This window comes from Sphingomonas soli NBRC 100801, from assembly GCF_001591025.1.
GTDB lineage: Bacteria > Pseudomonadota > Alphaproteobacteria > Sphingomonadales > Sphingomonadaceae > Sphingomonas > Sphingomonas soli.
In genome coordinates, this window is the sequence record NZ_BCTZ01000001.1 from 280,819 (window position 1) to 306,058 (window position 25,240).

The 25,240-nt window shown below is 64.9% G+C and carries 21 protein-coding genes and 2 tRNA genes; 17 read left to right on the forward strand and 6 right to left on the reverse strand.

Annotated elements, in window-relative coordinates; translation table 11 throughout:
* Positions 1 to 1,443, reverse strand: coding sequence for an NCS1 family nucleobase:cation symporter-1 (locus SSO01S_RS01345; RefSeq protein ID WP_066793978.1), 1,443 nt, complete (start codon positions 1,441 to 1,443; stop codon positions 1 to 3).
* A 182-nt stretch (positions 1,444 to 1,625) separates the two neighbouring features.
* Between SSO01S_RS01345 and SSO01S_RS01350 the strand changes: the two genes are divergently transcribed.
* Positions 1,626 to 1,985, forward strand: a complete 360-nt coding sequence (locus tag SSO01S_RS01350; protein WP_066793981.1) for a hypothetical protein — start codon at positions 1,626 to 1,628, stop codon at positions 1,983 to 1,985.
* Positions 1,986 to 2,128: 143 nt separating this feature from the next.
* Positions 2,129 to 2,863: a hypothetical protein gene (locus tag SSO01S_RS01355; protein WP_157073573.1), complete on the forward strand. Its 735-nt coding sequence runs from the start codon at positions 2,129 to 2,131 to the stop codon at positions 2,861 to 2,863.
* Positions 2,864 to 2,992: 129 nt separating this feature from the next.
* On the opposite strand, the gene SSO01S_RS01360 is transcribed toward SSO01S_RS01355, so the two are convergent.
* On the reverse strand, positions 2,993 to 4,708 hold the full coding sequence (locus SSO01S_RS01360) for a M1 family metallopeptidase (protein WP_066793987.1): 1,716 nt from the start codon (positions 4,706 to 4,708) through the stop codon (positions 2,993 to 2,995).
* A gap of 11 nt (positions 4,709 to 4,719) precedes the next feature.
* Positions 4,720 to 6,441 (reverse strand): M1 family metallopeptidase, encoded by a 1,722-nt coding sequence (locus SSO01S_RS01365; RefSeq protein ID WP_066793990.1) that lies wholly within the window; start codon positions 6,439 to 6,441, stop codon positions 4,720 to 4,722.
* A 172-nt stretch (positions 6,442 to 6,613) separates the two neighbouring features.
* Here SSO01S_RS01365 and lon point away from each other — a divergent pair, with 172 nt between their 5' ends.
* From lon to SSO01S_RS01380, 3 genes are all read left to right on the forward strand, one after another.
* A complete protein-coding gene (gene lon / locus SSO01S_RS01370) occupies positions 6,614 to 9,010 on the forward strand; it encodes an endopeptidase La (RefSeq protein ID WP_066793993.1) in 2,397 nt (798 codons plus the stop codon).
* A 138-nt stretch (positions 9,011 to 9,148) separates the two neighbouring features.
* A complete protein-coding gene (gene hbs / locus SSO01S_RS01375) occupies positions 9,149 to 9,421 on the forward strand; it encodes a non-specific DNA-binding protein Hbs (RefSeq protein ID WP_066793995.1) in 273 nt (90 codons plus the stop codon).
* A gap of 99 nt (positions 9,422 to 9,520) precedes the next feature.
* Positions 9,521 to 9,595, forward strand: a tRNA-Val gene (locus SSO01S_RS01380).
* A gap of 55 nt (positions 9,596 to 9,650) precedes the next feature.
* On the opposite strand, the gene SSO01S_RS01385 is transcribed toward SSO01S_RS01380, so the two are convergent.
* Positions 9,651 to 10,223, reverse strand: a complete 573-nt coding sequence (locus SSO01S_RS01385) for an alpha/beta hydrolase (RefSeq protein WP_066793997.1) — start codon at positions 10,221 to 10,223, stop codon at positions 9,651 to 9,653.
* A gap of 273 nt (positions 10,224 to 10,496) precedes the next feature.
* On the opposite strand from SSO01S_RS01385, the gene SSO01S_RS01390 reads away from it, so the two are divergent.
* Both SSO01S_RS01390 and SSO01S_RS01395 read left to right on the forward strand, forming a co-directional pair.
* Positions 10,497 to 12,119, forward strand: coding sequence for a beta-helix domain-containing protein (locus SSO01S_RS01390; RefSeq protein ID WP_066793999.1), 1,623 nt, complete (start codon positions 10,497 to 10,499; stop codon positions 12,117 to 12,119).
* Positions 12,120 to 12,214: 95 nt separating this feature from the next.
* Complete coding sequence (locus SSO01S_RS01395) at positions 12,215 to 14,893, forward strand: TonB-dependent receptor domain-containing protein (protein WP_066794001.1); 2,679 nt, start codon at positions 12,215 to 12,217, stop codon at positions 14,891 to 14,893.
* Between the two features lie 9 nt (positions 14,894 to 14,902).
* Here SSO01S_RS01395 and SSO01S_RS01400 read toward each other — a convergent pair whose 3' ends face one another.
* Positions 14,903 to 15,568 carry a prolyl hydroxylase family protein gene (locus SSO01S_RS01400; protein WP_066794002.1) on the reverse strand — a complete coding sequence of 222 codons (666 nt, stop codon included), beginning with the start codon at positions 15,566 to 15,568 and terminating at the stop codon, positions 14,903 to 14,905.
* 94 nt (positions 15,569 to 15,662) lie between these two features.
* Between SSO01S_RS01400 and SSO01S_RS01405 the strand changes: the two genes are divergently transcribed.
* The 10 genes from SSO01S_RS01405 to SSO01S_RS01445 all read left to right on the forward strand — a co-directional run bounded on the left by SSO01S_RS01405 (position 15,663) and on the right by SSO01S_RS01445 (position 23,792).
* Positions 15,663 to 15,739 (forward strand) — tRNA-His (locus SSO01S_RS01405).
* A 25-nt stretch (positions 15,740 to 15,764) separates the two neighbouring features.
* Positions 15,765 to 16,814 carry a Leu/Phe/Val dehydrogenase gene (locus SSO01S_RS01410; RefSeq protein ID WP_066794005.1) on the forward strand — a complete coding sequence of 350 codons (1,050 nt, stop codon included), beginning with the start codon at positions 15,765 to 15,767 and terminating at the stop codon, positions 16,812 to 16,814.
* Positions 16,815 to 17,126: 312 nt separating this feature from the next.
* On the forward strand, positions 17,127 to 18,710 hold the full coding sequence (locus SSO01S_RS01415) for a M20/M25/M40 family metallo-hydrolase (RefSeq protein ID WP_083942779.1): 1,584 nt from the start codon (positions 17,127 to 17,129) through the stop codon (positions 18,708 to 18,710).
* 124 nt (positions 18,711 to 18,834) lie between these two features.
* Positions 18,835 to 19,557: a heme ABC transporter permease CcmC gene (gene ccmC, locus SSO01S_RS01420; RefSeq protein ID WP_066794009.1), complete on the forward strand. Its 723-nt coding sequence runs from the start codon at positions 18,835 to 18,837 to the stop codon at positions 19,555 to 19,557.
* Positions 19,554 to 19,685: a hypothetical protein gene (locus SSO01S_RS17960; protein WP_281178659.1), complete on the forward strand. Its 132-nt coding sequence runs from the start codon at positions 19,554 to 19,556 to the stop codon at positions 19,683 to 19,685. The genes ccmC and SSO01S_RS17960 overlap by 4 nt, the downstream gene beginning before the upstream one ends.
* Positions 19,686 to 19,833: 148 nt before the next feature.
* Entirely contained in the window at positions 19,834 to 20,265 is a 432-nt protein-coding gene (gene ccmE, locus SSO01S_RS01425) for a cytochrome c maturation protein CcmE (protein WP_066794271.1), read from the forward strand.
* A complete protein-coding gene (locus SSO01S_RS01430) occupies positions 20,262 to 22,184 on the forward strand; it encodes a heme lyase CcmF/NrfE family subunit (RefSeq protein WP_066794011.1) in 1,923 nt (640 codons plus the stop codon). The genes ccmE and SSO01S_RS01430 overlap by 4 nt, the downstream gene beginning before the upstream one ends.
* Positions 22,181 to 22,702, forward strand: coding sequence for a redoxin family protein (locus SSO01S_RS01435; RefSeq protein WP_066794012.1), 522 nt, complete (start codon positions 22,181 to 22,183; stop codon positions 22,700 to 22,702). Before SSO01S_RS01430 ends, SSO01S_RS01435 begins: the two co-directional genes overlap by 4 nt.
* On the forward strand, positions 22,699 to 23,106 hold the full coding sequence (locus SSO01S_RS01440) for a cytochrome c-type biogenesis protein (protein WP_245646544.1): 408 nt from the start codon (positions 22,699 to 22,701) through the stop codon (positions 23,104 to 23,106). Before SSO01S_RS01435 ends, SSO01S_RS01440 begins: the two co-directional genes overlap by 4 nt.
* On the forward strand, positions 23,103 to 23,792 hold the full coding sequence (locus tag SSO01S_RS01445; RefSeq protein WP_157073574.1) for a tetratricopeptide repeat protein: 690 nt from the start codon (positions 23,103 to 23,105) through the stop codon (positions 23,790 to 23,792). The genes SSO01S_RS01440 and SSO01S_RS01445 overlap by 4 nt, the downstream gene beginning before the upstream one ends.
* 254 nt (positions 23,793 to 24,046) lie before the next feature.
* Here the strand turns inward: SSO01S_RS01445 and ald are convergent, their stop codons facing one another.
* Positions 24,047 to 25,150, reverse strand: a complete 1,104-nt coding sequence (ald, locus tag SSO01S_RS01450; RefSeq protein WP_066794019.1) for an alanine dehydrogenase — start codon at positions 25,148 to 25,150, stop codon at positions 24,047 to 24,049.
* Between the last annotated feature and the right edge of the window lie 90 nt (positions 25,151 to 25,240).

Below are 25,240 nucleotides of genomic sequence, written 5' to 3' on the forward strand. Positions count from 1 at the left end.
TCATCCTCCCTGATGGGATGCCGTGGCCCGCATGAGCAACATATAGACGACCAGCGCGATGCCAAGCCCCACGAACCAGGCCCAGGTATAGATGCCCATCCATAGCGGCCCGGCGCTGAATGTGCCCGGCGCGGCAGTGGCGAGGAAGCCGGGCAGATTGGGGAGTACCCCCGCCGCGAAGGCGATCAGCGCAACCGGGTTCCACGCGCGGTAGCGGCCATCGGCGCGGTAGAGATCATCGGTGTCCAGCTCGGTGCGGCGCAGCAGCCAGTAATCGGCGATGAGGATCCCCGCGATCGGCCCGAGCAGCGCCGAATAGCCCGCCAGCCAGACGAAGATATAGCCGCCCGTGGAGGCGAGAAGCTTCCACGGCATGATCAGGATCGCGATGATCGCGGTGATCATGCCCCCGGTCTTGTAGCTGATCTTGCCCGGCCGGAGCGACGAGAAGTCATAGGCCGAGGAGACGAGGTTCGCGGCGATGTTGCACGAAACGGTGTCGAGGCTGATCACGACGAGCCCGAGCAGCACCAGTGGCCCCGCAAAGCGTCCGGATAGCGCCACAGGATCCCAGATCGCCTCGCCATAGATGACGACGGTGGCGCTGGTGGTGATGACGCTGGCGAGCGCGATCAGGCCCATCATCGGCGGCAGTCCGATCGACTGCCCGACGATCTGGTCGCGCTGGGTGCGCGCGAAGCGGGTGAAATCGGGGATGTTGAGCGCGAGCGTTGCCCAATAGCCGATCATCGCGGTGAGCGCGGGCCAGAAGACCAGCCAGAACTGCCCCTCCTTCGCCCCGCCCGCCACGAAGGCCGAAGGTGCCGCGAAAATCGGGCCGAGCCCGCCCGCGGCATCGACCGCCCACCACACCAACGCCGCGCAGACGAGAATCTTGAACGGCGCGGTCCAGGTCTCCAGCCGGCGGATGGTCATCAGCCCCTTGCGCACGAAGAAGAGCTGGATCGCCCAGAAGACGAGGAACGCGGCCAATTGCCCCGCGCCGATATCGAGCACGGGCAGGGGGCTCCCGCGCAGATCGGCGCCGACCGCGATGCTGAGCAGCGTCAGCAGCGCTTCGCCGCCGATCCATGTCTGGATGCCGTACCAGCCGCACGCGACCAATGCGCGGGCGACCGCCGGAATCCGCGCGCCGGTGGTGCCGAAAGATGCGCGGGCGAGCACGGCATAGGGGATGCCATGCTTCGCCCCGGCATGGCCAACCAGCAGCATCGGGATCAGTACGATGGCGTTGCCGAGCAGGACGGTAAACGCCGCCTGGCCCGCCGACATGCCCTGTTCGATCAGCCCCGCCGCGAGCATCCATGCCGGCACCGCGACGACCATCCCGATCCATAGCGCGGCGTAGTGATACCAGGCCCAGGTCCGCTGATCCGGCCCGGTCGGCGCGAGATCGGTGTTCCACAGCGTGTCGTCATGCATGGCAAGGCCCCCCCTTCACCCGATGGCGTGAGACTGGAGCAGATCGGTGCGGCGGCCAAGCGGGAATCCCGGTGCAGCCTGGACATCCCTGAAACTACATTGTTTCGGAAGTGCAATTATGCGTAGGAGCGATAAACTTGCAGGAAAGTTCGTGGGAACCGGGGAGGTTGCGGGGGGACTTTATGAGAATCATTCCGATGGGAATCGCGCTGTTCATCGCGCTCGCTTTCTCCGCATCTCCGACCAGCGCCGTGGCGCAGGAGGCGGGACCCGGCGCGGGGTATCTCGATCACCTAACCAACAAGGTCTTCCGCGTCGCGGACGGCAGCAAGGTGAAGATCACGCTGACCGAGCAGGGGGAGTGGAAGTTCGGTACCGCGACGACTACCTTCGTCCCGCGCGATCCCGCCGGTGGCTTCAAATTCTGGTTCAGGAGCCCTCTGGGCATCCGTGCCGACGCCGAAGGGCGGGTCGGCGCAAGGGCGGTGGCTGGCTCAAGGGGCTGGCCAAAGTGGTGCTGTTCCCCGCCAAGGTGGCATTGACCATCGGCTAAGCGATGGCCGCCAATCCCGGCGCTTTTACCGAAAGCTACCAGCAGGCGCAGCGGGACAATGCGCATCTCCAGCCCTCTACCCCTACCGATTGGGCGAGACGCATCAATTCCAGCCCCGCCGCTATCGGCGATATGGGCGGCAGCTATTTCGTCGCGGCTCCCCGGATGACGCCGGAGGAGCAGCGCAGGTTTAACGATCTGGAAGCGTTCAAGATGCGCGAGCAGCAGGCGCGCGGCGAGGTGCCGACGACCTTTGCCAGCGATGCCTATGCCAGGAGTGACGCGGATGCTGCCCGCATTGCGGCGGACAACCGGCGCCGCGCAGACGAAGCGCGCGGGCGCGATGCGCAGCGGCCTGCGCCGGGTGTGAGAGACAACACCGCCCAAAACGAGCGCATTGCCGAGGAAAACCGCAAAGCCGAAGCCGCGCGCAAGGCCGAGGAGGTCGCCAAGGCCGAGAAGCTTCGCAAGGAAAAGCTGGCCGCCGAGGAAGCGGCGCGCAAGAAGGAAGCCGAGCGCATCGCCAACCTTCCCGTCGAGTGGAAAGAGGGGGTGGTGCTGTGCGAACCGGCCAAGGCGCCAAGCCGCAGCGCCACCTGCCATGGCCCGCTGCAAACGACCTGGGGCACGCTGGGCGAACCGAGCGGAAAGATCGCGCTGCAACAGGCCTGTGGCGGTGACACTCCGGTGCGCGAACTCGGTCAGGCGGGCGGCTTCCTCGCTTTTGGCTGCGGCTGGGGCATCCATCCGGACAAGACCAGCAGCGATATGGGCCTGCGTCACGAGGTGAGTTTCATTCCCGGCCGGGGCACTTTCTACTGCTCGCGCAAGCAAACCACGGTGTGCACCAGCAATACAGGGCGTTAACCGGGGCCGTGGCGGTAATGCTGCGGCTCCGCATTGCCTGAGGTCCGCGCGAAGCCCGCCCGACACTTCAGGGCCGTCTGGCACCGTTCCCCCGGCTCTCGCCGGATGAACGGTGGAGCAGGCTGGCGATCAATTCCGCCGGAAGCGGAAGTTCTGATATTCCTCGACATTGGCCGAGCGCTTGAGGATGCGCGCGGCGGGATCGACGATCACATGCGCGTTTGCGGGCGCCTTGATCGTCGCGGTGCCGCCCGGCATCTGCACGAGCTGGACGACGCCATCGATCGACACCTCCACCGGCAGCGGGAAGGGCTTGTCGTTTGTCACCTTCCAGCGGAGCGTGAGCGTATCCGCGCCGCGGCTTTCCACCAGCTCGGGCAAGGGAGCCTGCTTTAGGTACACGTCGAAGAACCAGTTCATGTCCTTGCCGGTCACCTGGTTCACAAAGCCGATATATTCGGGCGTCGAGCTGAAGCGCGGCTTGAAATTGCCCGGCTTCGGATCGGTGCGGCCATAAACCAGCAGGCGCGTGATCGCATAGAATTGGTCGTCGCCGATCAGGTTGCGCAGCGTGTGGAGCACCCATGCGCCCTTGACGTAGATATCCTGGCCGGGGCCGCCATTCTCGGCCTCGTAGACCTCTTCCTCGGTCTTGATCTTGCCCGATACGATCGCGCCCTGATTGGTGATCTGCTGGCGGAACTCGTCCATCATGATCGCATAGCGGGCCTCGCCCTCGCGCCAGCGGCCATAGAGCGGCTGCATGTACTGGGCGTATCCTTCGTGCAGCCAGTAATCGTCCCAGTTCGCGGCCGACATCTGGTTGCCGAACCATTCGTGGCCCAGCTCGTGCTGGAAGATCTCGTCAAAGCCGGAAGGGGTCTTGCGATAATTGTTGCCATACGCGTTGACGGTCTGGTGCTCCATGCCGAGATGCGGCGTCTCGGCGACGCCGACCTTCTCGTCATGCCAGGGATAGGGGCCGATCACGGCTTCGTAGAAGTCGAGGCTCGGCGCGAACTCGGCGAAGAGCCCGGCGGCCTTCTTGTCCCGACCGGGCAGATACCAATAGGCCATGGGGATCGTGTTGCCGAAGCGGCTCTGATAGGTTCCGGTCAGCAGCTTGTATGGCGCGATCTGGAGCGTCACCGAATAGGGATTGGGGCTGCGCGCGCGCCAATGCGCGGTGGTGCGGCCATCGGGAAGCGTATCGGTCTTGATCAGCGTGCCGTTGCCTGCGGCGGTGAGCCCGGCGGGTGCGGTGATGTGGAGATCGACGCTGTCGGGCTCGCCCTTGGGGAAATCGAGGCACGGCCAGAAGAGATCGCAGCCATAGCCTTCGGACGTGGTGGCGATCCACGGCTTGCCGTCGGGCGTCTTGCCCCAGACGATGCCGTCATCCCAGGGGGCGCGCACCGCGACATGCGGCGTGCCGCCATAGGTGATCTTGACCGACACCGTCTGTCCCGCGCGCAGCGGCCGGGCCAGGGTGATGAACAGGCGGCCTTCGGGGTTGCTCCATGCGCCCGGCTTCAGCGGCTTGCCCTCGATCGAGATCGCGGAGACCGGCAGGTTCTTGTCGAGATCGATCTGGAGGACGCTTTGCGGGATCGCGGTGGTAAGGCGCAGCGTCGCGACCCCCGCCAGCTTCTGGCTGTCCGGAAACACCTCGATCGCGAGATCGACATGGTTCAGGTGCAGCGCCTCGCGCTCCGGGGCGATCGGGCCGCCGGATGCCTCGGTGATCTTGGTGATCGGCGGCTCGCCCGGTTTCACCTGGGCGATCGCGGGCGCAGCCGTGAGGAGCGCGAGCAGCGCTCCCCCGGCCAGAAGCTGGTGGTTCAAGTCGGTTCTCCTCAGCGGCGCATCTGGCTGGCGCGATAGGCCTGGAAGGCCTCGATATCGGCCGAGCGGCGCAGGATCTTGGACCAGGGATCGAGCGTGACATGCGTGCCTGCCGGCACGTCGATCGTCGCGGTGCCGCCCGGCATCTCGACGGTCTGCACCTTGTCACCGATCTGCACCTCCACCGGCATTGGGAAGGGCTTGTTGCCTTCGGTCTTCCAGGTGAGCGTCAGCTTGTCGCCGCTGCGCGTCTCGACCAGATCGGGCACCGCGCCCGAATAGAGATAGACGTCGAAGAACCACTGGTAATCCTTGCCGGTCACCTTGTTCACGAAGCCGATATATTCGGGCGTGGTCCGGTAGATCGGCTTGAAATTGCCCGGCTTGGGATCGGTGCGGCCATAGATCGCCAGACGCAGCGATTCGAAGAATGCCTTGTCGCCGATCAGGTTGCGCAGCGTGTGGAGGACCCAGCTGCCCTTGGTGTAGATATCGCCGCCGCGGCCCGAGGGGCTTTCATAGACGTCCTCTGCCGATTGCGGCGTGCCGGTGACGATCGGCGCGAGCGAGCGGATGCCCGCGCGCGACTGGATCATCGCCGCGGTATAGGCGCCCTTGCCGCTGCGCCACTCGGTGTAGAGCGGCTGCATATAGGTGCCGGTGCCCTCGTGGAGCCAGAAATCGTCCCAGTTGCTGACGGTCAGCTGGTTGGCGAACCATTCATGGGCGAATTCGTGCTGGAACAGTTCGTCATAGCCCCAGGGGGTCTTGGCGTAATTGTTGCCATAGGCGTTGATCGACTGGTGCTCCATGCCCTTGTGCGGCGTTTCCACCACGCCGAGCTTCTGATCGGCAAAGGGATACGGCCCGATCATTTCCTCGAAGAAATCGAGGGTAGGGGCGAATTCGGCGAAGAGCGCCTTGGCCTTTGCCTCCAGCCCGGGGCCGGGGAGGTACCAGAAGTGCATCGGGATCGTGTTGCCGAAGCGGCTCTTATACGTGTCCGAGATTTCCTCGTAGGGGCCAACGTTGATCGCGACGCCGTACAGCGTCGGGTTGCGTGCCTTCCAGTTCCAGGTGGTGCGGCCATCGGGCAACTTGTCGACGCCCTGGAACACGCCGTTCGACGGCGCCTTGAGCCCGGCGGGAACAGTGATGTGCAGGTCGATGCTGTCGGGCTCGTAGGTCGGATAATCGATGCACGGCCAGATCAGGTCGCAGCCTTCCATCTGCACCGAGGTGGCGACCCAGGGCTTGCCGTCGGGCGTCTTGGACCAGGTCCAGCCGCCATCCCATGGCGGGCGCACGGCGATGTGCGGCGTGCCGCCATAGGCGATCGTCGCGGTCACGGTCTTGCCCGCGCCGATCGTCTTGCCGAGGCGAATCGTCATGCGGCCCTCGGGATTGCTCCACGCGCCGGCCTTGAGCGCCTTGCCGTCGATCGAGACGGCGCTGACGGGCAAGTTCTTGTCGAGATCGATCACCAGCGTATCGGTCGCCGCCTTGGCGGTGAGCTTCAGCGTTGCGACACCCTTGATCGACTGGGTGTCGGGAAGCACTTCGAGTTTCAGGTCGACGGTGTTGAGCCGGACCTTCTCCTGCGCCGGATCGAGCGGCCCGCCCGAGCTGGTGGTCTGCTTGGTGATCGGTGGCTCGCCGGGCTTGAGCTGGGCGAATGCAGGCGAAACCGACAGCGCCACGATTGCCGCAGCGGAAAGGAACTTGATACGCATGTTTGCCTCCCTAGAAGGCGGCCAGTCCTAACGGTAAGCCGGGCTGGTGTCACGGTGCGACAGCACGCTCGGAAGCGGTAATCCACCACGAATCCCTCGCGCCGATTGATGGATCGCGCGCGCGCACCATATAAGAGGCTAGCGGGTCCGCCTGGACCCGGCCGGAGTAGATATGAAGCAGTCCTATCCCGTACTTCCCCTGCGCGACATTGTCGTATTTCCGCACATGATCGTGCCGCTGTTCGTCGGCCGCGACAAATCGGTCGCCGCGCTCGAAGCGGCGATGGCCGCCGACAAGGAGATCTTCCTCGTCTCGCAGCTCGATCCGGCGCAGGACGATCCGGGCCGCGAGGATCTGTACGATACCGGCGTCACCGCCGAGGTGCTCCAGTTGCTCAAGCTGCCGGACGGCACCGTGCGCGTGCTGGTGGGCGGCAAGGAGCGCGGCCAGCTCCAGTCGCTCGACGAGAGCGGCGCATTCCTGACCGGGACGATCGAGCCTGTCGCCGAAGAAGCGGTGCAGGGGCCCGAGGTCGAGGCGCTGATGCGCTCGGTGGTCGATCAGTTCGAGAATTACGCCAAGCTCAACCGCAAACTTCCGGCGGAGACTGCAGTTCAGCTAGCGGAACTGGAAGACGCATCGCGCCTTTCGGATGCGGTAGCCGCAAACATCGCCGTCAAGGTTTCCGACAAGCAGTCCCTGCTTGTCGAAACGAACCCCCAAAAGCGCCTCGAAATGGTTTTCGCCTTCATGGAGGGCGAACTGGGTGTGCTCCAGGTCGAGAAGAAGATCCGCAGCCGCGTGAAGCGCCAGATGGAGAAGACCCAGCGCGAATATTACCTCAACGAGCAGTTGAAGGCGATCCAGCGCGAGCTGGGCAATGAGGGGGAGGAAGGCGATGGCGACGAAGTTGCCGAGCTGACCCAGAAGATCGCGACGCTCAAGCTCAGCAAGGAAGCGCGGACCAAGGCGACCGCCGAGCTCAAGAAGCTCAAGACCATGGCGCCGATGAGCGCCGAGGCCACCGTCGTGCGCAACTATCTCGATGTGCTGCTGGGCCTGCCATGGGGCAAGAAATCAAAGATCAAGAAGGACATCGCCGCTGCACAGGCGATCCTCGACGAGGATCATTACGCGCTGGAGAAGGTCAAGGACCGCATCGTCGAATATCTGGCGGTGCAGGCGCGAACCAACAAGCTGAAGGGGCCGATCCTGTGCCTCGTCGGCCCGCCCGGCGTCGGCAAGACCTCGCTTGGCAAGAGCATCGCCAAAGCGACCGGTCGTGAGTTCATCCGCCAGTCGCTGGGCGGCGTGCGCGACGAGGCCGAGATCCGCGGCCACCGGCGCACCTATATCGGCTCGCTGCCGGGCAAGATCGTCACCAATCTCAAGAAGTCGGGGACCAGCAATCCGCTGTTCCTGCTCGACGAGATCGACAAGCTTGGCCAGGATTTCCGCGGCGATCCCGCCTCGGCTTTGCTCGAGGTGCTCGATCCCGAGCAGAATTCGAAGTTTCAGGATCACTATCTGGAGATCGACATCGATCTCTCGGACGTGATGTTCGTCTGCACGGCGAACTCGCTGAACCTTCCGCAGCCTCTGCTCGATCGCATGGAGATCATCCGTCTCGAGGGCTATACCGAGGACGAGAAGGTCGAGATCGCCGAACGGCACCTGATCGAGAAGCAGATCGCCGCGCATGGGCTTAAGAAGGGCGAGTTCACCCTCACTACCGAAGGCCTGCGCGCGCTGATCCAGCAATATACCCGCGAGGCCGGGGTTCGCACGCTCGAGCGCGAGATCGCCAAGCTGGCGCGCAAGGCGCTGCGCCAGATCCTGGAGAAAAAGACCAGCAGCGTGACGATCACGCCCGCCAATCTCCCCGAGTTCGCTGGCGTCCAGAAATACCGCCACGGGCTCTCCGAGGAGGAAGACCAGATCGGCGCGGTCACCGGTCTCGCCTGGACGGAGGTAGGCGGCGAGTTGCTGACGATCGAGAGCGTGACCGTGCAGGGCAAGGGCGCGATCAAGACGACCGGCAAACTGGGCGACGTGATGAAGGAGAGCGTGGAGACCGCGTTCAGCTTCGTCCGCGCGCGTGCGCCGAGCTATGGGATCAAGCCGAGCCTGTTTCAGCGCAAGGACGTCCATGTCCATCTGCCCGAAGGCGCGGTTCCCAAGGATGGCCCTTCGGCGGGCATCGGCCTGGTCACCGCAATCGTCTCGACGATGACCGGGGTGCCGGTGCGACGCGACGTGGCGATGACCGGCGAGGTAACGCTGCGGGGCAGGGTGCTGCCGATCGGCGGCCTCAAGGAAAAGCTGCTCGCGGCGCTGCGCGGCGGGATCAAGACGGTGCTGATCCCGCACGAAAATGAGAAGGATCTGGCAGAAATCCCCGCCAACATTCGCGAGGGGCTCGAGATCATCCCGGTGAAGCATGTCGATGAGGTGCTCAAGCTGGCACTGACCGAAGGGCTCACGGCGATCGACTGGACCGATGCAGATGAGCTGGCGGTGCAACCGCCTGCGGGAATCCCGCCGGTGGGAGATGCCGTTCATCATTGAACAACCCTGATTTTACGCGGGTTTGGGCCGGAAAGGCTTTGACAGCGGCTGCGCTCGCGTGCTGACTGGCGCTTCGAGTTGCCGACGCGACTCAACGATCTTTTCAGTCATGACCTTTGTCAGGGGGACGCCAGCAACATGAACAAGCAGGAACTGATCAGTCAGGTCGCCGAGACCTCGGGCCTGGGAAAGGGCGACGCAAGCAAGGCAGTGGAGGCCGTGTTCGACGCGATCTCCGCCAGCCTCAAGAAGGGCGACGAAGTGCGCCTGGTCGGCTTCGGCACTTTCTCGGTCAGCAAGCGCAAGGCCTCGACGGGCCGCAATCCGCGCACCGGGGAGGAAATGACGATCAAGGCTTCGAACCAGCCCAAGTTCAAGGCCGGCAAGGGCCTGAAGGATTCGGTCAACTAATTGTCTGTGCGGCCAATGCCGCACACCTAAACGGGCCTCTGGACAGCGCACCCCGCTAAGGCTAGAGGCCCGCTTCCGGTTTTGGCCACATGGCCGATCGGGCGCGTAGCTCAGCGGTAGAGCACACCCTTCACACGGGTGGGGTCACAGGTTCAATCCCTGTCGCGCCCACCATTTAGAGCCCGCCGGTCGAAAAACTGGCGGGCTTTTGGTTTTGATTGTCCCTGCTTCAGACGATGACGTCGAACGCCTTGGCCACGCGCATTTCGCGTTCCACCACACGCGCGGTGAGGCGCAGGATGGCGGCCTGGGCCTGTTGCCAGGCACGCGTATCGCCTTGGCCCTGCCAGCCCTCCTCCAGCAGCCCGCTGCCCCAGCTTTCGGCCAGTGCGAGCGCGTGGCGCGTCGAGTGGCGCTCGACCACGGCGGAGGGGAAGGGGAGGGGCGTTCGGGGCGATGCGAACAGATCGCTCTCGCTCTGAGGGCCGCGCGGCGTGAAGAGCAGTGCGCCGGCAACCTTGGACACATAATCGGCGGGCGATAGCCGGGCCCACCAGGCGGCGGCGACGCAGGTCTCCCCGCTGGCGATCAGCAGCACCGGCTTTTCGGCGCGGCGTACCGCTTCATCGAGCCGGGTGGCCCAGAGGTTGCGCTGGTGCGGGGTGTCCGCCGCGTAATCGACATGGGTGTCGCCAAAGCGAGGCCAGTTGAGCAGCGACTTCCAAGCGGCAGCGCGTGCGCCGGGGCTGGAGGTGGTGATGATCGAAAAAGGATTGGATACCGGCATAGCCAACGACGTCATCGCCCGTCTCCTTTTACCTACCCATTTCGAGCATATGGCTGGCACGATCGCTTGCAATTGTCTTGCGCCAGGGGGCGGCGCGGCTGCGACGAACGCCGACTTATCCACAGGCGTCATATCTCTGTCACGACGGAGTCCCTGAATCGTCTCCGAACTTCCACGGACGAGTCACGCAGTCGCCCTAGCGGAGCGCCGGGGCCGAGGGGGAACAAACCGAGTCGGTCCCGCAACCAGTTCACCTCGCTAGCCGGCGTTCGCCGGAACGGAGAATCTATGCCCAGCCTCAAGCGCCTCAGCCTGATCCTTTTGACCAGCTGCGCGGGATTCGCCGTGGCTGCCTGCGACGGCGCCAGCAGCGTCGCTTCGCCCGGAGGCGGGACCATCGTGTTCCCGACTCCGACCCCGGCAGCCACGCCTACCCCGACGCCGACCACCACGCCGACCCCAACCGCGAATTTCGCGGCGACCACAGTCAGCGGCGTGACCGTGACGCAGGACGAGCAGCTCGCGATCTTCAACGCAGGGATCGGCAACACGCTGAACGGATCGAACCCGCTGAGCGGCTTCGCGCCGCTGGGAGCGGCGGCCACGCTGGCACCGTTCAACGCCGCGACGCTCAATCCCTTCCTCGTTTCGACCGGTTATGTCGGTGCGGTCGCGAACAGCAGCGACACGTCGTTCCGCGACTGGACGTGCAGCTCGTCGACGCTGAACTTCACCACTTCTTCGAGCATCCCCGCAGCAAATAACTGTGTCACGTCGCTGGCCCGCAGCGCCGCTGCTCCGGCAGCCAGCGCCTGCATCGCGGGAACCACGGATGCGGGGACGAACAATAATTACCGCCTGTGCCGCCTGCCCGCGCAGATTTCCGGCACGCTGACGCTCAGCAAGGTCGATGGCGTGGTCTATCAGATCAATGGCCGGGTCGATGTCGGCGTCGACGTCGGCACAACCGGGGCTGCAGCAGGGGGCGTCGCCGCGACCCTCAATATCGATGCGGGCGTGATCCTGGCGGCCAACCCGAACGACGCGGCGAACGACTTCATGGTCGTCAATCGTGGATCAAAGATCAACGCTATCGGCACGGTCAACCAGCCGATCATCTTCACCTCGCAGCAGAATCTGAACCCTGCCGGCACCAGCGATGCGACGCAGGGGCAGTGGGGCGGCGTGATCCTGGCCGGCCGCGCGCCAATCTCGAACTGCATCAGTGGCGCAAATGACGCCGCTGGCAGCAGCACCACCTGCGAAGCGGTTGTCGAGGGCACGGGCAACGCGCTCTACGGCGGCGCAGTGGCAAACGACAGCAGCGGCACGATGCAATATGTGCAGATCCGCTATTCCGGCACCGAGATTACGCCGAACAACGAGCTGCAGGGTCTGACGCTGGGCGGTACGGGATCGGGCACGACCCTGGACCATATCCAGATCCACAACAGCTCGGATGACGGGATCGAGATCTTCGGCGGCCGCAGCAACCTGAAATATATCGCGATCACCGGTGCCGACGATGACGGCTTCGACGTGGACGTGGGCTGGCGCGGGTTCGTGCAGTTCCTGATCGTTGCGCAGAAGACGATCGGCGCGACGAGCGACTCCTTCTCCACCGAAATCGATTCGAACGGCAGCGAGGATCTGCTCCCGCGGACCTTCGGCACCATCGCCAATTTCACCTTCATTGGCACCACGGCCAGCGTACCCGCCACGATCCGTCTGCGCGGCGGCGCGGACTTCAGCTTCATCAACGGCATCGTGAAGACTGTCGGTCCATGCATCAACATGGTCGCAGGCGTCGACAATAGCGGCAAATCGACGATCCGCCCGGCCAACTCGGCGCTGCAGGATGTCGGCCCGCCGGTGTTCAATTCGATCTACCTGGCCTGCAACGGCGCCTGATTGCCGCGCGCAACACACATCGACGGTGCCGGAGCAGCGAAAGGCCCGCTGCTCCGGCACACGCCCAAGACAGACCCTCGCTCCGGATGGCAGCCATGAAACAGAAAATAGCTTTCGCCTCGCTCTTGATAGGGACCGGCACTCTGGTGAGCCCGGAGGCGCTTGCGCAGGTGGCGGCGCAGGCCGCGGCCACCGATCCAACGCAGGTTTCCACACAGGACAAGGGGGCCAGCCCGGACGTCTCCGCTCCCGGTTTCGACCCCGATGCGGGTTCCGAAATCGTGGTTGTCGGGCACAATATTCCGGATGTGGTGCGCGCGACCCCGCAGGTCGTCTCCGTGCTTTCGACCGAAGACATTGCGCGGACGGGCGAAGGCGATATCGCGGGGGCACTGACCCGGGTGACGGGGATGAGCGTGGTCGGCAACGGCTTCGTTTTCGTGCGCGGCCTCGGGGATCGCTATTCTTCTTCCTTGCTCAACGGCTCCCCGCTGCCGAGCCCGGAACCGCTGCGCCGGACCGTTCCGCTCGATATCTTCCCGACGAGCATCGTAGGCAGTGCCCTGGTGCAGAAGACCTATTCGGCGAATTATCCGGGCGAGTTCGGCGGTGGCGTGATCAACCTGACGACGCGCGCCGTGCCCCAGGAGAGCTTCCTCCAGGTGGGCGGCAACCTGGCCTATGACAGCGCGACGACCAACCAGTTCGGCTATGTCTATGACGGCGGCCGGCTGGACTCGCTCGGCTATGACACTGGCGAGCGCAAAGTGCCGGACTTCATTCGCGAAGGTGGCCTGACGACCAACGTGTTCACCTCGCGCCAGGCTGCCCAACTCACCAATGCCGAGACGACCCTGCTCCAGCAGAACGACAGAATTCCGGTTAACTGGAGTGCGGACATGAGCGCCGGCCACGCCTTCGATCTGGGCGGTGTCCGCCTGGGCCTGATCGCATCGGCCAGCCTGGGCAACAGCTTCCGCACGCGTGATGCGATCCAGCAGGATACCGCCGATCCCAGCGGCGCGGTGCGCAGCGATTTCCGCACGGTGCTGACCGACAACCGCATCGTCGCCAACGGCTTGCTCGGGCTGGGCGCGGAATTCGGCGAGCACCGCATCCGCTGGACCAATCTCTATATCCACGACACGCTGAAACAGGCGCGGTTGGGCGCGGCGACCGTTTATCCCAACAGCAACGGCAATCAGGTGCTGGAGCAGAACACCAACTGGTTCGAGCGCCAGCTGATCGACACGCAGCTGACCGGCGAATTCAAGTTCAACGACCTCTCGGTCGATCTGCGCGGCAGCTATGCAAATACCAAGCGCAACGCGCCGTATGAGCGCTTCTTTTCCTATCGCCTCGACCCGGTGCGAAGCGCCTATGTGAACAGCCTGAACGGCCTGGGCGAATCGGCGACGGTGGCGTTCAGCGAGCTCGACGAGACTTTGTGGAGCGGGCAGGCGGACCTTCGCTACCGATTCCCCTTCGCGACGCTTTCGGTCGGCTATTTCTACAGTGACGCGCAGCGCAGCTCGACGCGCTTCGATTTCCGATACCGCACCTTCAACGGCAGCGGGCTGAGCGCGCCGGCAAGCTATCTGCGCCCTGATATGCTGCTCTCGATCGATTCGATCATGGGCGCGTGCCCGAACCCGACGACGGTGGTCGAGGAACAGGGCTGTATTCGCCTGTTCAACCTTTCCAACGCGCAGGGGGCCGCGCAATATGATGCCAGCCTGACGATCCATGCCGGCTATTTCCAGATCGAAAGCGAGATCACGGGGGGCCTGCGCGCGACCGCCGGGGTGCGCTACGAGAAGGGTGACGAGCGCGTTTCGACCAACAGCGCGCTCTTTCAGGGCACGCGGCTGAACAACGGCTATTGGCTGCCGGCGGCGACGGTCACCTGGAACTTCGCGAGTGACATGCAGCTTCGCGCGCACGCGTCCAAGACTATCGCCCGCCCGCAATTCCGCGAGCTCGCCCCGCAGGTCTATCGCGATTTCGAATCAGATCGGCTGTTCTTCGGCAACCCCCAGCTCGTGGATTCCAAGCTGCTCAATTTCGAAGGCCGCTACGAATGGTTCTTCGGCCGCAACGAGCGCTTCACCGCGGCGGGATTCTACAAGAAGATCGACAACCCCACCGAGCAGGTCGCGTTCTTCCCTACGCCGGATTCGAGCCTGCAGACGGGCTTCTCCTACGCGCCCAGCGCTACGCTGTGGGGTGGCGAGGCCGAAGTGCAGAAGTTCGTTTCGCTGGAAGGGTGGGGCGGATTCTTCACCAGCCGCCGCCTGCTGCTGAACGCGAACTACACGTACACCAAGTCGAGCATCCAGTCCGGATCCCAACTGGTGCCGAGCCCCATCCAGAATGGAAGCGGCGTCGCCGTGCTGGTCCCCTCCAGCCAGCTTTTCCGCGATGGCGCGCCGCTTACCGGCCAGTCCGACCATCTGGTCAACCTGCAGGTCGGCATCGAGGATACCGACCGGCTCTCGCAGCTGACGCTTTTGTTCAGCTATGCCAGCGAGCGCGTGACCAATCGTGGGGCCAATCTGCTTCCCGACATTATCGAGAGGCCGGGCGTCCGGCTCGATTTGGTGGGACGGCAGGGAATCTCGCTGGCGGGCGTCGAGTTCGAGCTCAAGTTGGAGGCACGCAACCTGACCGGGACGGGGTATCGCGAATATCAGCAGTTCCAGAAGAATGCCGTGGAGATCAACCGCTACAAGGTTGGCCGGACCTTCTCCGTGGGGCTGGGCGCCAAGTTCTGATCTTCGGCCTCAGCCCCAGGGGCGCTCGCGGAACCACTGGGTAATGACGTATTTCAGCCCCGCCCGTACCTTCATCGCATGGTGGAGCGTCGACGGGTTGGGCGTACCGTTCACCCGCATATTGTTCCACACGAGCAGCTTACCGGTCTCAGGCTGGACGATCTTGTCGATCGCCTTGAACCGGGTCGCGCCGCCCGCCTCGACTTCGTTGAGATAGAGCATTGCGGTCCAGGTTCGCTGGCCGGCGACGCTGCAATATTTGGCGAAGTCGGCACCACTTGGCTCGAAATAGTCGGTGTGCGCCTTGAACTCCTGGCCCACATCGTAGCGCTGACCCTGCATCGGCTCGCCATTCTCGGACGGCAGGCCAGTGAGCCCGATGATCCGGCGCTTCAATTCAATCACCAGCGAATCATAGGAGGAGAGATCGCAGGTCTCGCTGGTGCGAAACGCATAGTCGCCGTTCGCATCGGCGAGCGTGGAGGGGCGCCGCTCGGCATCGATCTTCATCATCAGGAGCTGGCACAGCTCCGGCTCCAGGAAATCCTTGGCAATGAACATCTCGACCTTGGGATTCGGCACGCGCTGCACGCCGCCCTGCCGCATGATGTGCTGCGCGACAGGTGAAAGGGCCGGGGCGGGGCTCGAACCGAAGGTCACGGTGATGTTGTGCATCACAGTTTTCTGCCAAAATCGCCGCGACGATGCCAGAGCACTCGCAACTATCTTGCGCAATGCCTCCACCCCCGCTAAGCGGCCAGCCTTCGCGGCGACCGTAGTTCAATTGGTTAGAGCGCCGGCTTGTGATGCCGGAAGTTGCGGGTTCAAGTCCCGTCGGTCGCCCCATTCTTTTGCAGCCTTGGACTGACCCATGCTCACCGACTGGGGATTCCCCGATTTCGACGACCATGAGGGCGTCCATCTGTTCAGCGACCGCGATTCGGGGCTGAGCGCGATCATCGCGGTACATTCGTCGAAACTGGGCCCGGCGGCGGGCGGCGTGCGCTTCTGGCACTACGCCGACCACCGCGCTGCGATCACCGACGCGCTGCGCCTATCGCGCGGCATGAGCTACAAGAACGCGATGGCCGATCTGCCGCTGGGCGGCGGCAAAGGCGTGATCCTGGCCGACCGGCCGGGCGCCGAAGTCACCACCGCGCAGCTTGAAGCGTTTGGCCGCGCTACCGAGTCGCTGGGCGGGCGCTATGTGACCGCCGAGGATGTCGGCATGTCCGAGGAGCGGATGAAGGTGGTCGCCAGCCAGACGCGCCACGTCTCGGGCCTGCCCGTGGCGGCGGGCGGCGCGGGCGGCGATCCGGGCCCGGTGACCGCGCGGGGCGTATATCTGGGTGTCAAGGCAGCGGCGAAGCGCGGGCTGGGCGCGAGCGACATGCGCGGCGTGCGCGTGGCGCTGCAGGGCGTCGGCTCGGTGGGCGGCGGCGTGGCCCGGCTGCTCGCGGCGGATGGCGCGAAGCTGACGCTGGCCGATGTGAACGTCGAGCGTGCCAGGGCGCTGGCGGTGGAACTGGGCGTGGACGTGGTGGACGCCTCCGCGATCCTGAGCCACGACGCCGATCTGTTCAGCCCTAATGCGCTGGGCGCGATCCTGACCGAGCAATCGATCCCGACGCTGAAGGCCAAGGTTGTCGCCGGAGGTGCGAACAACCAGCTCGCCACGCGCGCGGACGGCCAGCGCCTGCACGATGCGGGCGTGCTCTACGCTCCCGATTATGTGATCAACGCGGGCGGCATCATCAATGTCGGGCTCGAATATCTCGGCCAGGGCGACCGCGACGAAGTGATGGCGCGCGTCGACCGCATCCCGCTGCGGCTGGAACAGGTATGGGACGAAAGCGCCCGCACCGGCGACCCCGAGAGCGAAGTGGCGGACCGGATCGCGCAGCAGCTGATCGGCCGCTGATTCGCGGGGGCGCCCGTAGGGGCGGCGGTTCTAGGCATCTCGCTTTTCACGCCACTCGAGCTGGCAGAGTGCGATGCCCTCATACGTCACCCCGGGCTTGACCCGGGGTCCCGCTTCTTCTCCTTCTTCCTCCTTTGCGAAGGTCACCCGCGTCTTAAGCGCGGTAAAGCGTCGCGGCTGCGAGAAGACTAGCGGGACCCCGGGCCAAGCCGGGGGTGACGAGGGGTGTCAGTCCTGCGCCCCGAAGCCGCTTGCCACCGTCCTGCCCGCGCCATAGCGTCCGGCATCCGCCCTCTGATGCCCTGGAGCCTCATGCACAAACTTCCATTTTTGCTCGCCCCGCTGTTTCTCGCCGCCAGCCCGATCGCGGCGCAGACGGTGGAGGGGACGCAACTCGCCACGATCATCGCAGAGGGCACCAGCCATTCCGAGGTGATGCAAATCGCCGAGCATCTGACCGATACGATCGGGCCGCGCATGACCAATTCGCCGGGGATGCGGCAGGCCGAGCAATGGACGCAGGAGAAGTTCAAGGACTGGGGGCTGAGCAACGTCCACAAGGAAGGGTTCGATTTCGGGCGCGGCTGGTGGATCGAGCGATCGAGCGTGCGGATGGTGACGCCGCGCATCGCGAGCCTCACCGCGATCCCGATCGCCTGGACGCCCGCGACCAAGGGCGTGGTGAGCGCGCCGATCGTGGTCGCGCCGATGAGCAGCGCGGGCGATTTCGCAAATTGGCGCGGCAAGCTGGCGGGGAAGATCGTGCTCGTGTCGAGTCCCGGCACGCCCACGGACAAGACCCAGCCGCCGTTCAAGCGGCTGAGCGATGAGGATATCGCCAAGCTCGACGTGTTCGAGCAGCCGAAATGGGACCCGGCGAAGTTCGCGGCGGCGATGGCGGGCGCGCGCTTCGAGAAGGAACTGACCGATTTCCTCGCCGCCGAGGGCGCGCTGGTTTACGTCACGCGCTCGCGCAACGACGGAAAGCTGGTCCACGGGGAAGGGTATCAGCATTTCGCGGGGGATACGCCGACCGTTCCTGGCGTGGAGCTGGCGACGGAGGATTACCGGCGGTTGGTGCGCATGGCCAAGGCGGGCGCGGCCCCGACGCTGGAGATCGAGAGCCTCGTCCATTTCGATGACAGCGATCCGATGGCGTACAATGTCATCGCCGACATCAAGGGCAGCGATCCGAAGGCCGGCTATGTGATGGCTGGCGCGCATCTGGATAGCTGGGCGGCAGGAGATGGCGCGGCGGACAATGCCGCGGGATCGGCCATGGTGATGGAAGCGGCACGGATCATCGCGGCTTCGGGGATCAAGCCGAAACGCACCATTCGCTTCGCCCTCTGGTCGGGCGAGGAGCAGAGCCTGTATGGCAGCATCGCCTATATCGAGAAGCATCTGGCGACGCGCCCGGCGCCCGATCGCAAACTGACCGACGACGAATTCTATTATAGCTGGGCAACGCGTTTCCCGATCACCACGCTGCCCGGGCACAAGGACCTAGTGGCCTATTTCAACCTGGATAACGGGTCGGGGAAGGTTCGCGGCATCTATGCCGAGAACAACATGGCCGCAGTGCCGATCCTCCGCGAATGGCTGGCCCCGTTCGCGCCGATGGGGGCCTCTTCGGTGGTGATCCAGAAGACCGGGGGCACCGATCATCAGTTCATGCAGAGCGTGGGGATTCCGGCGTTCCAGTTCATCCAGGATCCGCTGGATTACTCGTCACGCGTGCATCATTCGCAGCTCGACACCTATGATCACCTGCGCGCGGATGATATGCGGCAGGGCGCAATCATCCTGGCGGCGATGCTGCTGAACGCGGCCAATGCCGACAAGGCGCTACCGCGCATGCCGGTGCCGAAGCAGCCAAGCCCCACGGTGCAGTAAGCCCCGGGGAATCCGGCATTCTCCGCTCGCTTCGGCGCATTCGTGCAGGGGCGGGCGAGGAATCCGCGATTGATATGCTCCATAACCATGGATTCCCGGTGAGAACCCCGCTAGGCCGCAACGCGTGCCCGCTCTTCACGCCTTCGCCAACCCCGCGCGCTTCCTGAAGATCGCCCGTCCGCTGACTCCGGTGCTGTTCTGGGCCGGGGCCGCCCTCGCGCTGTTTGGGGCCTATTCGGGCCTGGTGCTGACGCCCCCCGATTACCTTCAGAAGGAGACGGTGCGGATCCTCTACATCCATGTACCAAGCGCGTGGCTGGGGATGGGGGCGTGGAGCGGGATCGCGATTTCGAGCCTGATGTATCTCGTCTGGCGGCATCCGCTGTCGAACCTTGCCGCGCGGGCGATCGCACCGGCGGGGGCGGTGTTCGCGGCGCTCTGTCTGATCACCGGATCGATCTGGGGACGTCCAACCTGGGGCACCTGGTGGGAATGGGACGGGCGGCTGACCAGCATGCTGCTGCTGTTCTTCGTCTATATCGCCTATATCGCGCTTGCGCGTGCGGATGCCGATCGCGGCGGCGACGGGCGCGTGCCGGCATTGTTCGGCGTGGCGGGCAGCGTGCTGCTGCCGATCATCCGCTATTCGGTGGTGTGGTGGAATACGCTGCACCAGGGGCAGAGCATCGGGCTGACCAGCAGCACGATCGACAGGAGCATGATCTGGCCGCTTTTCTTCACGCTGGGCGGCTTCACGCTGTTTTTCGGCGGGATCGTGCTGATGCGGATGCGGGCGATGCTGGCGGCGCAGAAGGTGGAAGCGCGGATGCGGCGGATGGCGCAATGAACCATTGGGCTTTCGTGATTGCCGCCTATGCGGTGGTGCTGATCGGCGCTGGCGGGCTGGCGGTGGCGAGCTATCTGGCGATGCGGAAGGCGGAAGCCGCCGCAGACGCGATGAAGGGTAAAAAGTGAAGATCGGAGTGGAAGCAATTCTCCCCCGGGGGGTGAACTGGCAGGCCAGGCCTGACGGAGGAAACTCCGCCTGCGATGCCGCTGGTGGCGACACCCCCTCCACCGCTCCGCGGTCCCCCTCCCCCTCCGGGGGAGGAATTTAATGGCGATGAAGGCCAAGCATCAACGGCTGGTTCTCGCTGCGCTGGCGCTGGTCGCGGTGCTGGGCGCGGCGGGGCTGGCGCTTTCGGCGCTGAAGGATCAGGCGGCATTCTTTTACGCGCCGGGCGATCTGGTGGGTAAGCCGGTGCCCGCCGACAAGCATGTGCGGCTCGGCGGGATGGTGCAGAAGGGCTCGATCCAGCGCGAGGCGGATGGCGTCTCGATCCGCTTTGTCGTGGAAGATGGTGTCTCGACCGTGCCCGTCACGTTCCGCGGGGTGACGCCGGACCTGTTCAAGGAGGATTCGGGCGTGGTTGCCGAAGGACGGTTCGCGCCCGATGGCAGCTTCATCGCGGACAATCTGCTCGCCAAGCATGACGAGCGCTACATGCCGCCACAGTTGAGCGGCAACCAGCACATCACGCAGTCGCTCGAATGATCGCCGAAGCAGGACTGGCGGCGCTTTGGATGGCGGCGGCGTTCGCGGTGATCCAGCTTGCGCTGGGCGTGGGTGCGGCGCGTGGCGGCTCGGACGATCTGATGCTGGCGCTGCGCCGGATCGCGCTGGTGCAGGGCGTGTTGGCGATGCTCGCGTTCGGCCTGCTCGTCATGCTGTTCGTGCAATCCGATATGTCGGTGCTGCTGGTCGCGACCAACAGCCATTCGGCCAAGCCGCTGATCTACAAGATCGCCGGCGCATGGGGGAACCATGAGGGCTCGATGCTGCTCTGGGTCACGGTGCTGGCGATGGCCGGTGCGGGCGTCGCCCTGTTCGAGCGGCGGCTGGCGCTGAAGACGCTCGCAGCCACGCTGGGCGCGCAGGCGTTTATCGGGCTGGGCTTCTACGCCTTCCTGGCCTTTGCCTCCAATCCGTTCGTGCGGCTCAACCCGGCGGCACCGGAAGGGCAGGGGCTCAACCCGCTGCTGCAGGACCCCGGCCTCGCCTTCCACCCGCCGACGCTCTATTTCGGCTATGTCGGGCTCTCGATCGCGTTCAGCTTCGCGGTGGGGGCGCTGATCATGCGCGACGTGGGACCTGCATTCGCGCGGGCGATGCGGCCCTGGGTGCTGGCCGCGTGGATATTCCTGACCATCGGCATCACGGCGGGATCCTATTGGGCCTATTACGAACTGGGCTGGGGCGGCTGGTGGTTCTGGGACCCGGTTGAGAACGCGTCGCTGATGCCGTGGCTGGCGGCGACCGCCTTGCTCCATTCGGTGACCGTCCTGGCGACGCGCGACGGACTGCGCGCCTGGACCCTGATGCTGGCGCTGGTGGCGTTCGCCATGTCGATGATCGGGACGTTCCTGGTCCGATCGGGCATATTGGTGAGCGTCCACGCCTTTGCGGTCGATCCCACGCGCGGCAGCTTCATCCTGGCCCTGCTCGGTATTTATATCGGCGGCGCGCTGGCATTATTCGGGGCACGGGTGGGGACGGTGACCCAGGGCTCCACCTTCCGCATCGTCAGCCGCGAAGGCGCGCTGGTGCTCAACAATCTGCTGCTCACCGTGATCCTGGGCCTGGTCTTTATCGGCACGCTTTATCCGCTGGTCGCGCAGGCGGTGGGTGTGCAGCTTTCGATCGGTGCGCCTTTCTTCAACAAGACGATCGCGCCGATTGCGCTGGTGCTGGCGCTAGCGACCGCAGTGGGGCCGCTGCTCAACTGGCGGCGGGACGTGCTGGACACTTTGGCGCGCAAGCTGCTGGTGCCCGCCGCGCTGGGCGGGATCGGGTTCGCCGTGTTCCTGGCGCTGAATCCACGGGCGCCGGTGATCGCGCTGATCGGGATCGGCGTCGCGATCTTCCTGGGCGTGGCGAGCATGTTGCCGTTGGTCCGGCGCAAGCTGCGGCGGACGCCGTTGCACATCTGGGGAATGGTGATCGCCCATGTCGGCGTGGCCGTCTGCATCGGCGGGGTGAGCGCGGATGTGGCATATAAGACCGAGCGGCTCACCGCGATGGCGGTGGGACAGAAGGCGGCCGTGGGTCCGTTCACGGTCGAGCTGGTCGAAGTGCGTCCGGCGCTGGGGCCTAACTGGTCCGCCGTTGAGGCGCGGCTGAAGGTGACGCGCGGGAGCAGCAAGCCGTTCGAGATGTTCCCGCAGCAGCGCTTCTTCAGCGCGCCGCCGACCAATACCAGCGAGGCGGCGATCACGACCGTGCTCGACGGCCAGCTTTATACTGTGCTGGGCGTGGGCGATGCGGAGGGGCGCTGGCAGCTTCGGCTGTGGTGGAAACCGTTCATCACCTTGATCTGGCTGGGCGGCGCGTTGATCGCGCTGGGCGGGTTGCTCGCGCTGATCGGGCGTGTCCTGCGCGAGCGGCGCACGGCGGATCAGGAGAGCTACGCATGAAGCGGCTGCTCCTATGGCTGCCACTGGCGTTTTTCGCCGCCGTGCTGGCGCTCGTGGCGAGCGGGCTCATCAAGCCGGCCGACCGCGCGATTCATTCCGCGCTGATCGACAAGCCGCTGCCCGAGATCGATCTGCCCCCGCTGCTTGCGGACAAGCCTGGGATCAAGGGCGGGTTTGGGGGCAAGCCACGGCTGGTGAACGTCTTTGCGAGCTGGTGCCTTCCGTGCATCGCCGAGGCGAAGCAGTTGATGAAGCTCAAGGAGATGGGCGTCGAGATCGACGGCGTGGCGACGGCGGACACGACCCCCGCGATGCAGGCATTCCTCGCGCAGAATGGCGATCCCTATGCGCGGATCGGCGATGACCGGAACCGGAAGGTGCAATTCTCGCTGGGTTCGGCAGGCGTGCCCGAGACCTTTGTGATTGATGGGCGCGGGCGGATCGTGATGCAGCACATTGGCGACGTGCGCGAAGAACATCTGCCCGAATTGCTGGCCGCGCTGGAGGCGGCGAAGTGAGGCGCGCGCTCACCCTGGCGCTCGCGCTGATCGCAGCGCCTGCGATGGCCGATTCGGGCCTGCCCCCGCAGCAGCTTGCCTATACCCAGCTTGCCGATCCCGCGAAGGAAGCACGGGCCAAGGCGCTGATGGAGAAACTGCGCTGCCTGGTCTGCCAGGGCCAGTCGATCGCGGACAGCGATGCGGAGATGGCGGGCGATATGCGCGCGCTGGTCCGCCAGCGGATTCAGGCGGGTGAGACGCCGGATCAGGTCGAGACATGGCTGATCCAGCGCTATGGCGATTATGTCAGCTATGACCCGCCACTGAGCTGGGTGACCGCGCCGCTGTGGATCGCCCCGCTGGTGCTGCTGGGGCTCGGGCTGTTGCTGAGCGCCCGCCTGTTCCGGAGGGGCAAGAAATGATGGGCTGGGCGATGCTGGGCCTGGTGGCGCTGGCGGCGGTGATCCTGCTTGCGATCACGCGTTTTCCGAAGCGGTTGTGGACTATAGCGGCCACAGGTGTGATGCTGGGTGCTGCCGGCTATGCCTGGCAGGGCAGTCCCGGTTTGCCCGGGCGCTCAGCATCGATCGAGAAACAGGCGGGCGAGGTCGATCCCGGGCTGGTCGCGCTCCGCGAGGCGATCTTCGGCAAATATGGAACCGCGGTCTTTACCTATGCGACTGCGGCGGAATCGATGATCCGGACCGGGCGCCCCGATCTGGCGACGGTGGTTTGGCTGGGCGCCGTGCGCAAATACCCCGAGGATTATGCGCTGTGGAGCGGGCTGGGGCTGGCGCTGGCCGAACAGGATGGCAACCAGATCTCTCCGGCTGCCAAGCTGGCTTTTGACAAGGCGCTGGCGCTGCACCCGTCGCATCCCGGACCGCAATTTTTCTATGGGCTGGCATTGGTCCGAGCGGGGCAGTTTGCCGAAGCGCGGCCATATTGGGCGAAGGCGGTGGAACTGACACCGGCAGACATCAGCTACCGCGACGAACTGCGCGTGCGTCTGTTCCTGCTCGACCGGTTCCTTGCGGCCCAGGCTGAGCAGGCGAAGCAGAAGGCACCGGGTCCGCAACCGGCACCGGAGGCGCAACCAGCGCGCTGAGCCGCTGCGGTGACGACCCCAGAGCGGGATCCGGATATCTTGTTTCGTCATCCCCGCGAAAGCGGAGAAGGAGGATTGTCCGGCGACATCCCGCTTGGCTCTGGGTCCCCGCTTTCGCGGGGATGACGGCTATTCAACAGGGCGAATCGATCTCGAGGGGGTGCGACGACGCTTGGCTATGCGGCCACGCAGCCACATTGGCGCGACGTACACCCCCGGGACGGCCCCTCCGCCGAAAGGTAGGGGAGGGTCGCTCAGGCCCATGCCTCGTATGGTAGGTCGAGATCGTCCGCGACGGCCTTGAAGGCGATCTTGCCCTTATAGACGTTGAGGCCGTTGGCGAGGTGCCTGTCCGCCTTCATCGCGGCTTCGGCGCCGAGATTGGCGAGGCGGAGGACGAAGGGCAGTGTGGCGTTGTTGAGCGCGAAGGCCGAGGTGCGGGCAACTGCGCCGGGCATGTTCGCAACGCAATAATGGATGACGCCGTCGACTTCATAGACGGGATCGTCATGCGTGGTGGCGTGGCTGGTTTCGAAGCAGCCGCCCTGATCGATCGCGATATCGACTAGCACCGAGCCGCGCATCATCGTTCCCAGCATCTCGCGGGTGACGAGCTTCGGAGCTGCCGCACCGGGGACGAGAACCGCACCGATCACGACTTGCGAGCGAGCGACCGCTTCGGCGATCGCCGCCTTGGAGGCATAGGCAGTCTTGATCTGGCTGCCGAAATGCATGTCGAGCTCGGCCAGACGTTCGTTGCTGATGTCGTAGATCGTGACGTCGGCGCGCTGGCCGACCGCCATCTGCGCAGCATTGATGCCCGAGACGCCGCCGCCGAGGATCGCGACCTTGCACGGCGCGACGCCGGGGACGCCGCCGAGCAGTTCGCCGCGGCCGCCCTGTTCCTTCTCGAGATAGTGCGAAGCGACCTGGACCGACATGCGGCCGGCCACTTCGCTCATCGGCTTGAGCAGCGGCAGCGCGCCCGAATTGGACGTCACCGTCTCATAGGCGATGCAAGTGGCACCCGACTTCATCAGGCCCTCGGCCTGGGGTTTGTCGGCAGCTAGATGGAGATAGGTGAAAAGCAGGTGGCGCGGCTCGAGCATCGCGATCTCGCCGGGCTGGGGCTCCTTGACCTTCACGATCATGTCCGAGTCGGCGAATACCGCGGCGGCCTCGGGCGCGATCTTTGCGCCGACCTTCGTATAGGCGGTGTCATCGAAATCGATGCCCATGCCGGCCTTGGTCTCGACCAGCACTTCGTGGCCGGCAGCAACGAGTTCCGCGACAGACGCGGGGGTAAGACCAACGCGATATTCGTGATTCTTGATTTCCTTGGGGACACCGATCTTCATGGCTGCTCTCCTGGATTTGATGAGAATAACGTACCGCGAAGCGATGGGGCGAATCCCTGCAAAGTTGCGCGTTGAAGCTGGCATGGTTGC

Bases quoted from the DNA above. Each gene is read 5' to 3' on its own strand.
- ccmE (WP_066794271.1), top strand. From the start codon at position 19,834: ATGAAGGCCAAGCATCAACGGCTGGTTCTCGCTGCGCTGGCGCTGGTC.
- ald (WP_066794019.1), bottom strand. From the start codon at position 25,150: ATGAAGATCGGTGTCCCCAAGGAAATCAAGAATCACGAATATCGCGTT.
- SSO01S_RS01410 (WP_066794005.1), top strand. From the start codon at position 15,765: ATGCTCACCGACTGGGGATTCCCCGATTTCGACGACCATGAGGGCGTC.
- SSO01S_RS01385 (WP_066793997.1), bottom strand. From the start codon at position 10,223: ATGACGTCGTTGGCTATGCCGGTATCCAATCCTTTTTCGATCATCACC.
- SSO01S_RS01445 (WP_157073574.1), top strand. From the start codon at position 23,103: ATGATGGGCTGGGCGATGCTGGGCCTGGTGGCGCTGGCGGCGGTGATC.
- SSO01S_RS01435 (WP_066794012.1), top strand. From the start codon at position 22,181: ATGAAGCGGCTGCTCCTATGGCTGCCACTGGCGTTTTTCGCCGCCGTG.
- SSO01S_RS01415 (WP_083942779.1), top strand. From the start codon at position 17,127: ATGCACAAACTTCCATTTTTGCTCGCCCCGCTGTTTCTCGCCGCCAGC.
- SSO01S_RS01400 (WP_066794002.1), bottom strand. From the start codon at position 15,568: ATGCACAACATCACCGTGACCTTCGGTTCGAGCCCCGCCCCGGCCCTT.
- SSO01S_RS17960 (WP_281178659.1), top strand. From the start codon at position 19,554: ATGAACCATTGGGCTTTCGTGATTGCCGCCTATGCGGTGGTGCTGATC.
- SSO01S_RS01390 (WP_066793999.1), top strand. From the start codon at position 10,497: ATGCCCAGCCTCAAGCGCCTCAGCCTGATCCTTTTGACCAGCTGCGCG.
- hbs (WP_066793995.1), top strand. From the start codon at position 9,149: ATGAACAAGCAGGAACTGATCAGTCAGGTCGCCGAGACCTCGGGCCTG.
- SSO01S_RS01355 (WP_157073573.1), top strand. From the start codon at position 2,129: ATGGGCGGCAGCTATTTCGTCGCGGCTCCCCGGATGACGCCGGAGGAG.
- SSO01S_RS01395 (WP_066794001.1), top strand. From the start codon at position 12,215: ATGAAACAGAAAATAGCTTTCGCCTCGCTCTTGATAGGGACCGGCACT.
- lon (WP_066793993.1), top strand. From the start codon at position 6,614: ATGAAGCAGTCCTATCCCGTACTTCCCCTGCGCGACATTGTCGTATTT.
- SSO01S_RS01350 (WP_066793981.1), top strand. From the start codon at position 1,626: ATGAGAATCATTCCGATGGGAATCGCGCTGTTCATCGCGCTCGCTTTC.
- SSO01S_RS01430 (WP_066794011.1), top strand. From the start codon at position 20,262: ATGATCGCCGAAGCAGGACTGGCGGCGCTTTGGATGGCGGCGGCGTTC.
- SSO01S_RS01365 (WP_066793990.1), bottom strand. From the start codon at position 6,441: ATGCGTATCAAGTTCCTTTCCGCTGCGGCAATCGTGGCGCTGTCGGTT.
- SSO01S_RS01345 (WP_066793978.1), bottom strand. From the start codon at position 1,443: ATGCATGACGACACGCTGTGGAACACCGATCTCGCGCCGACCGGGCCG.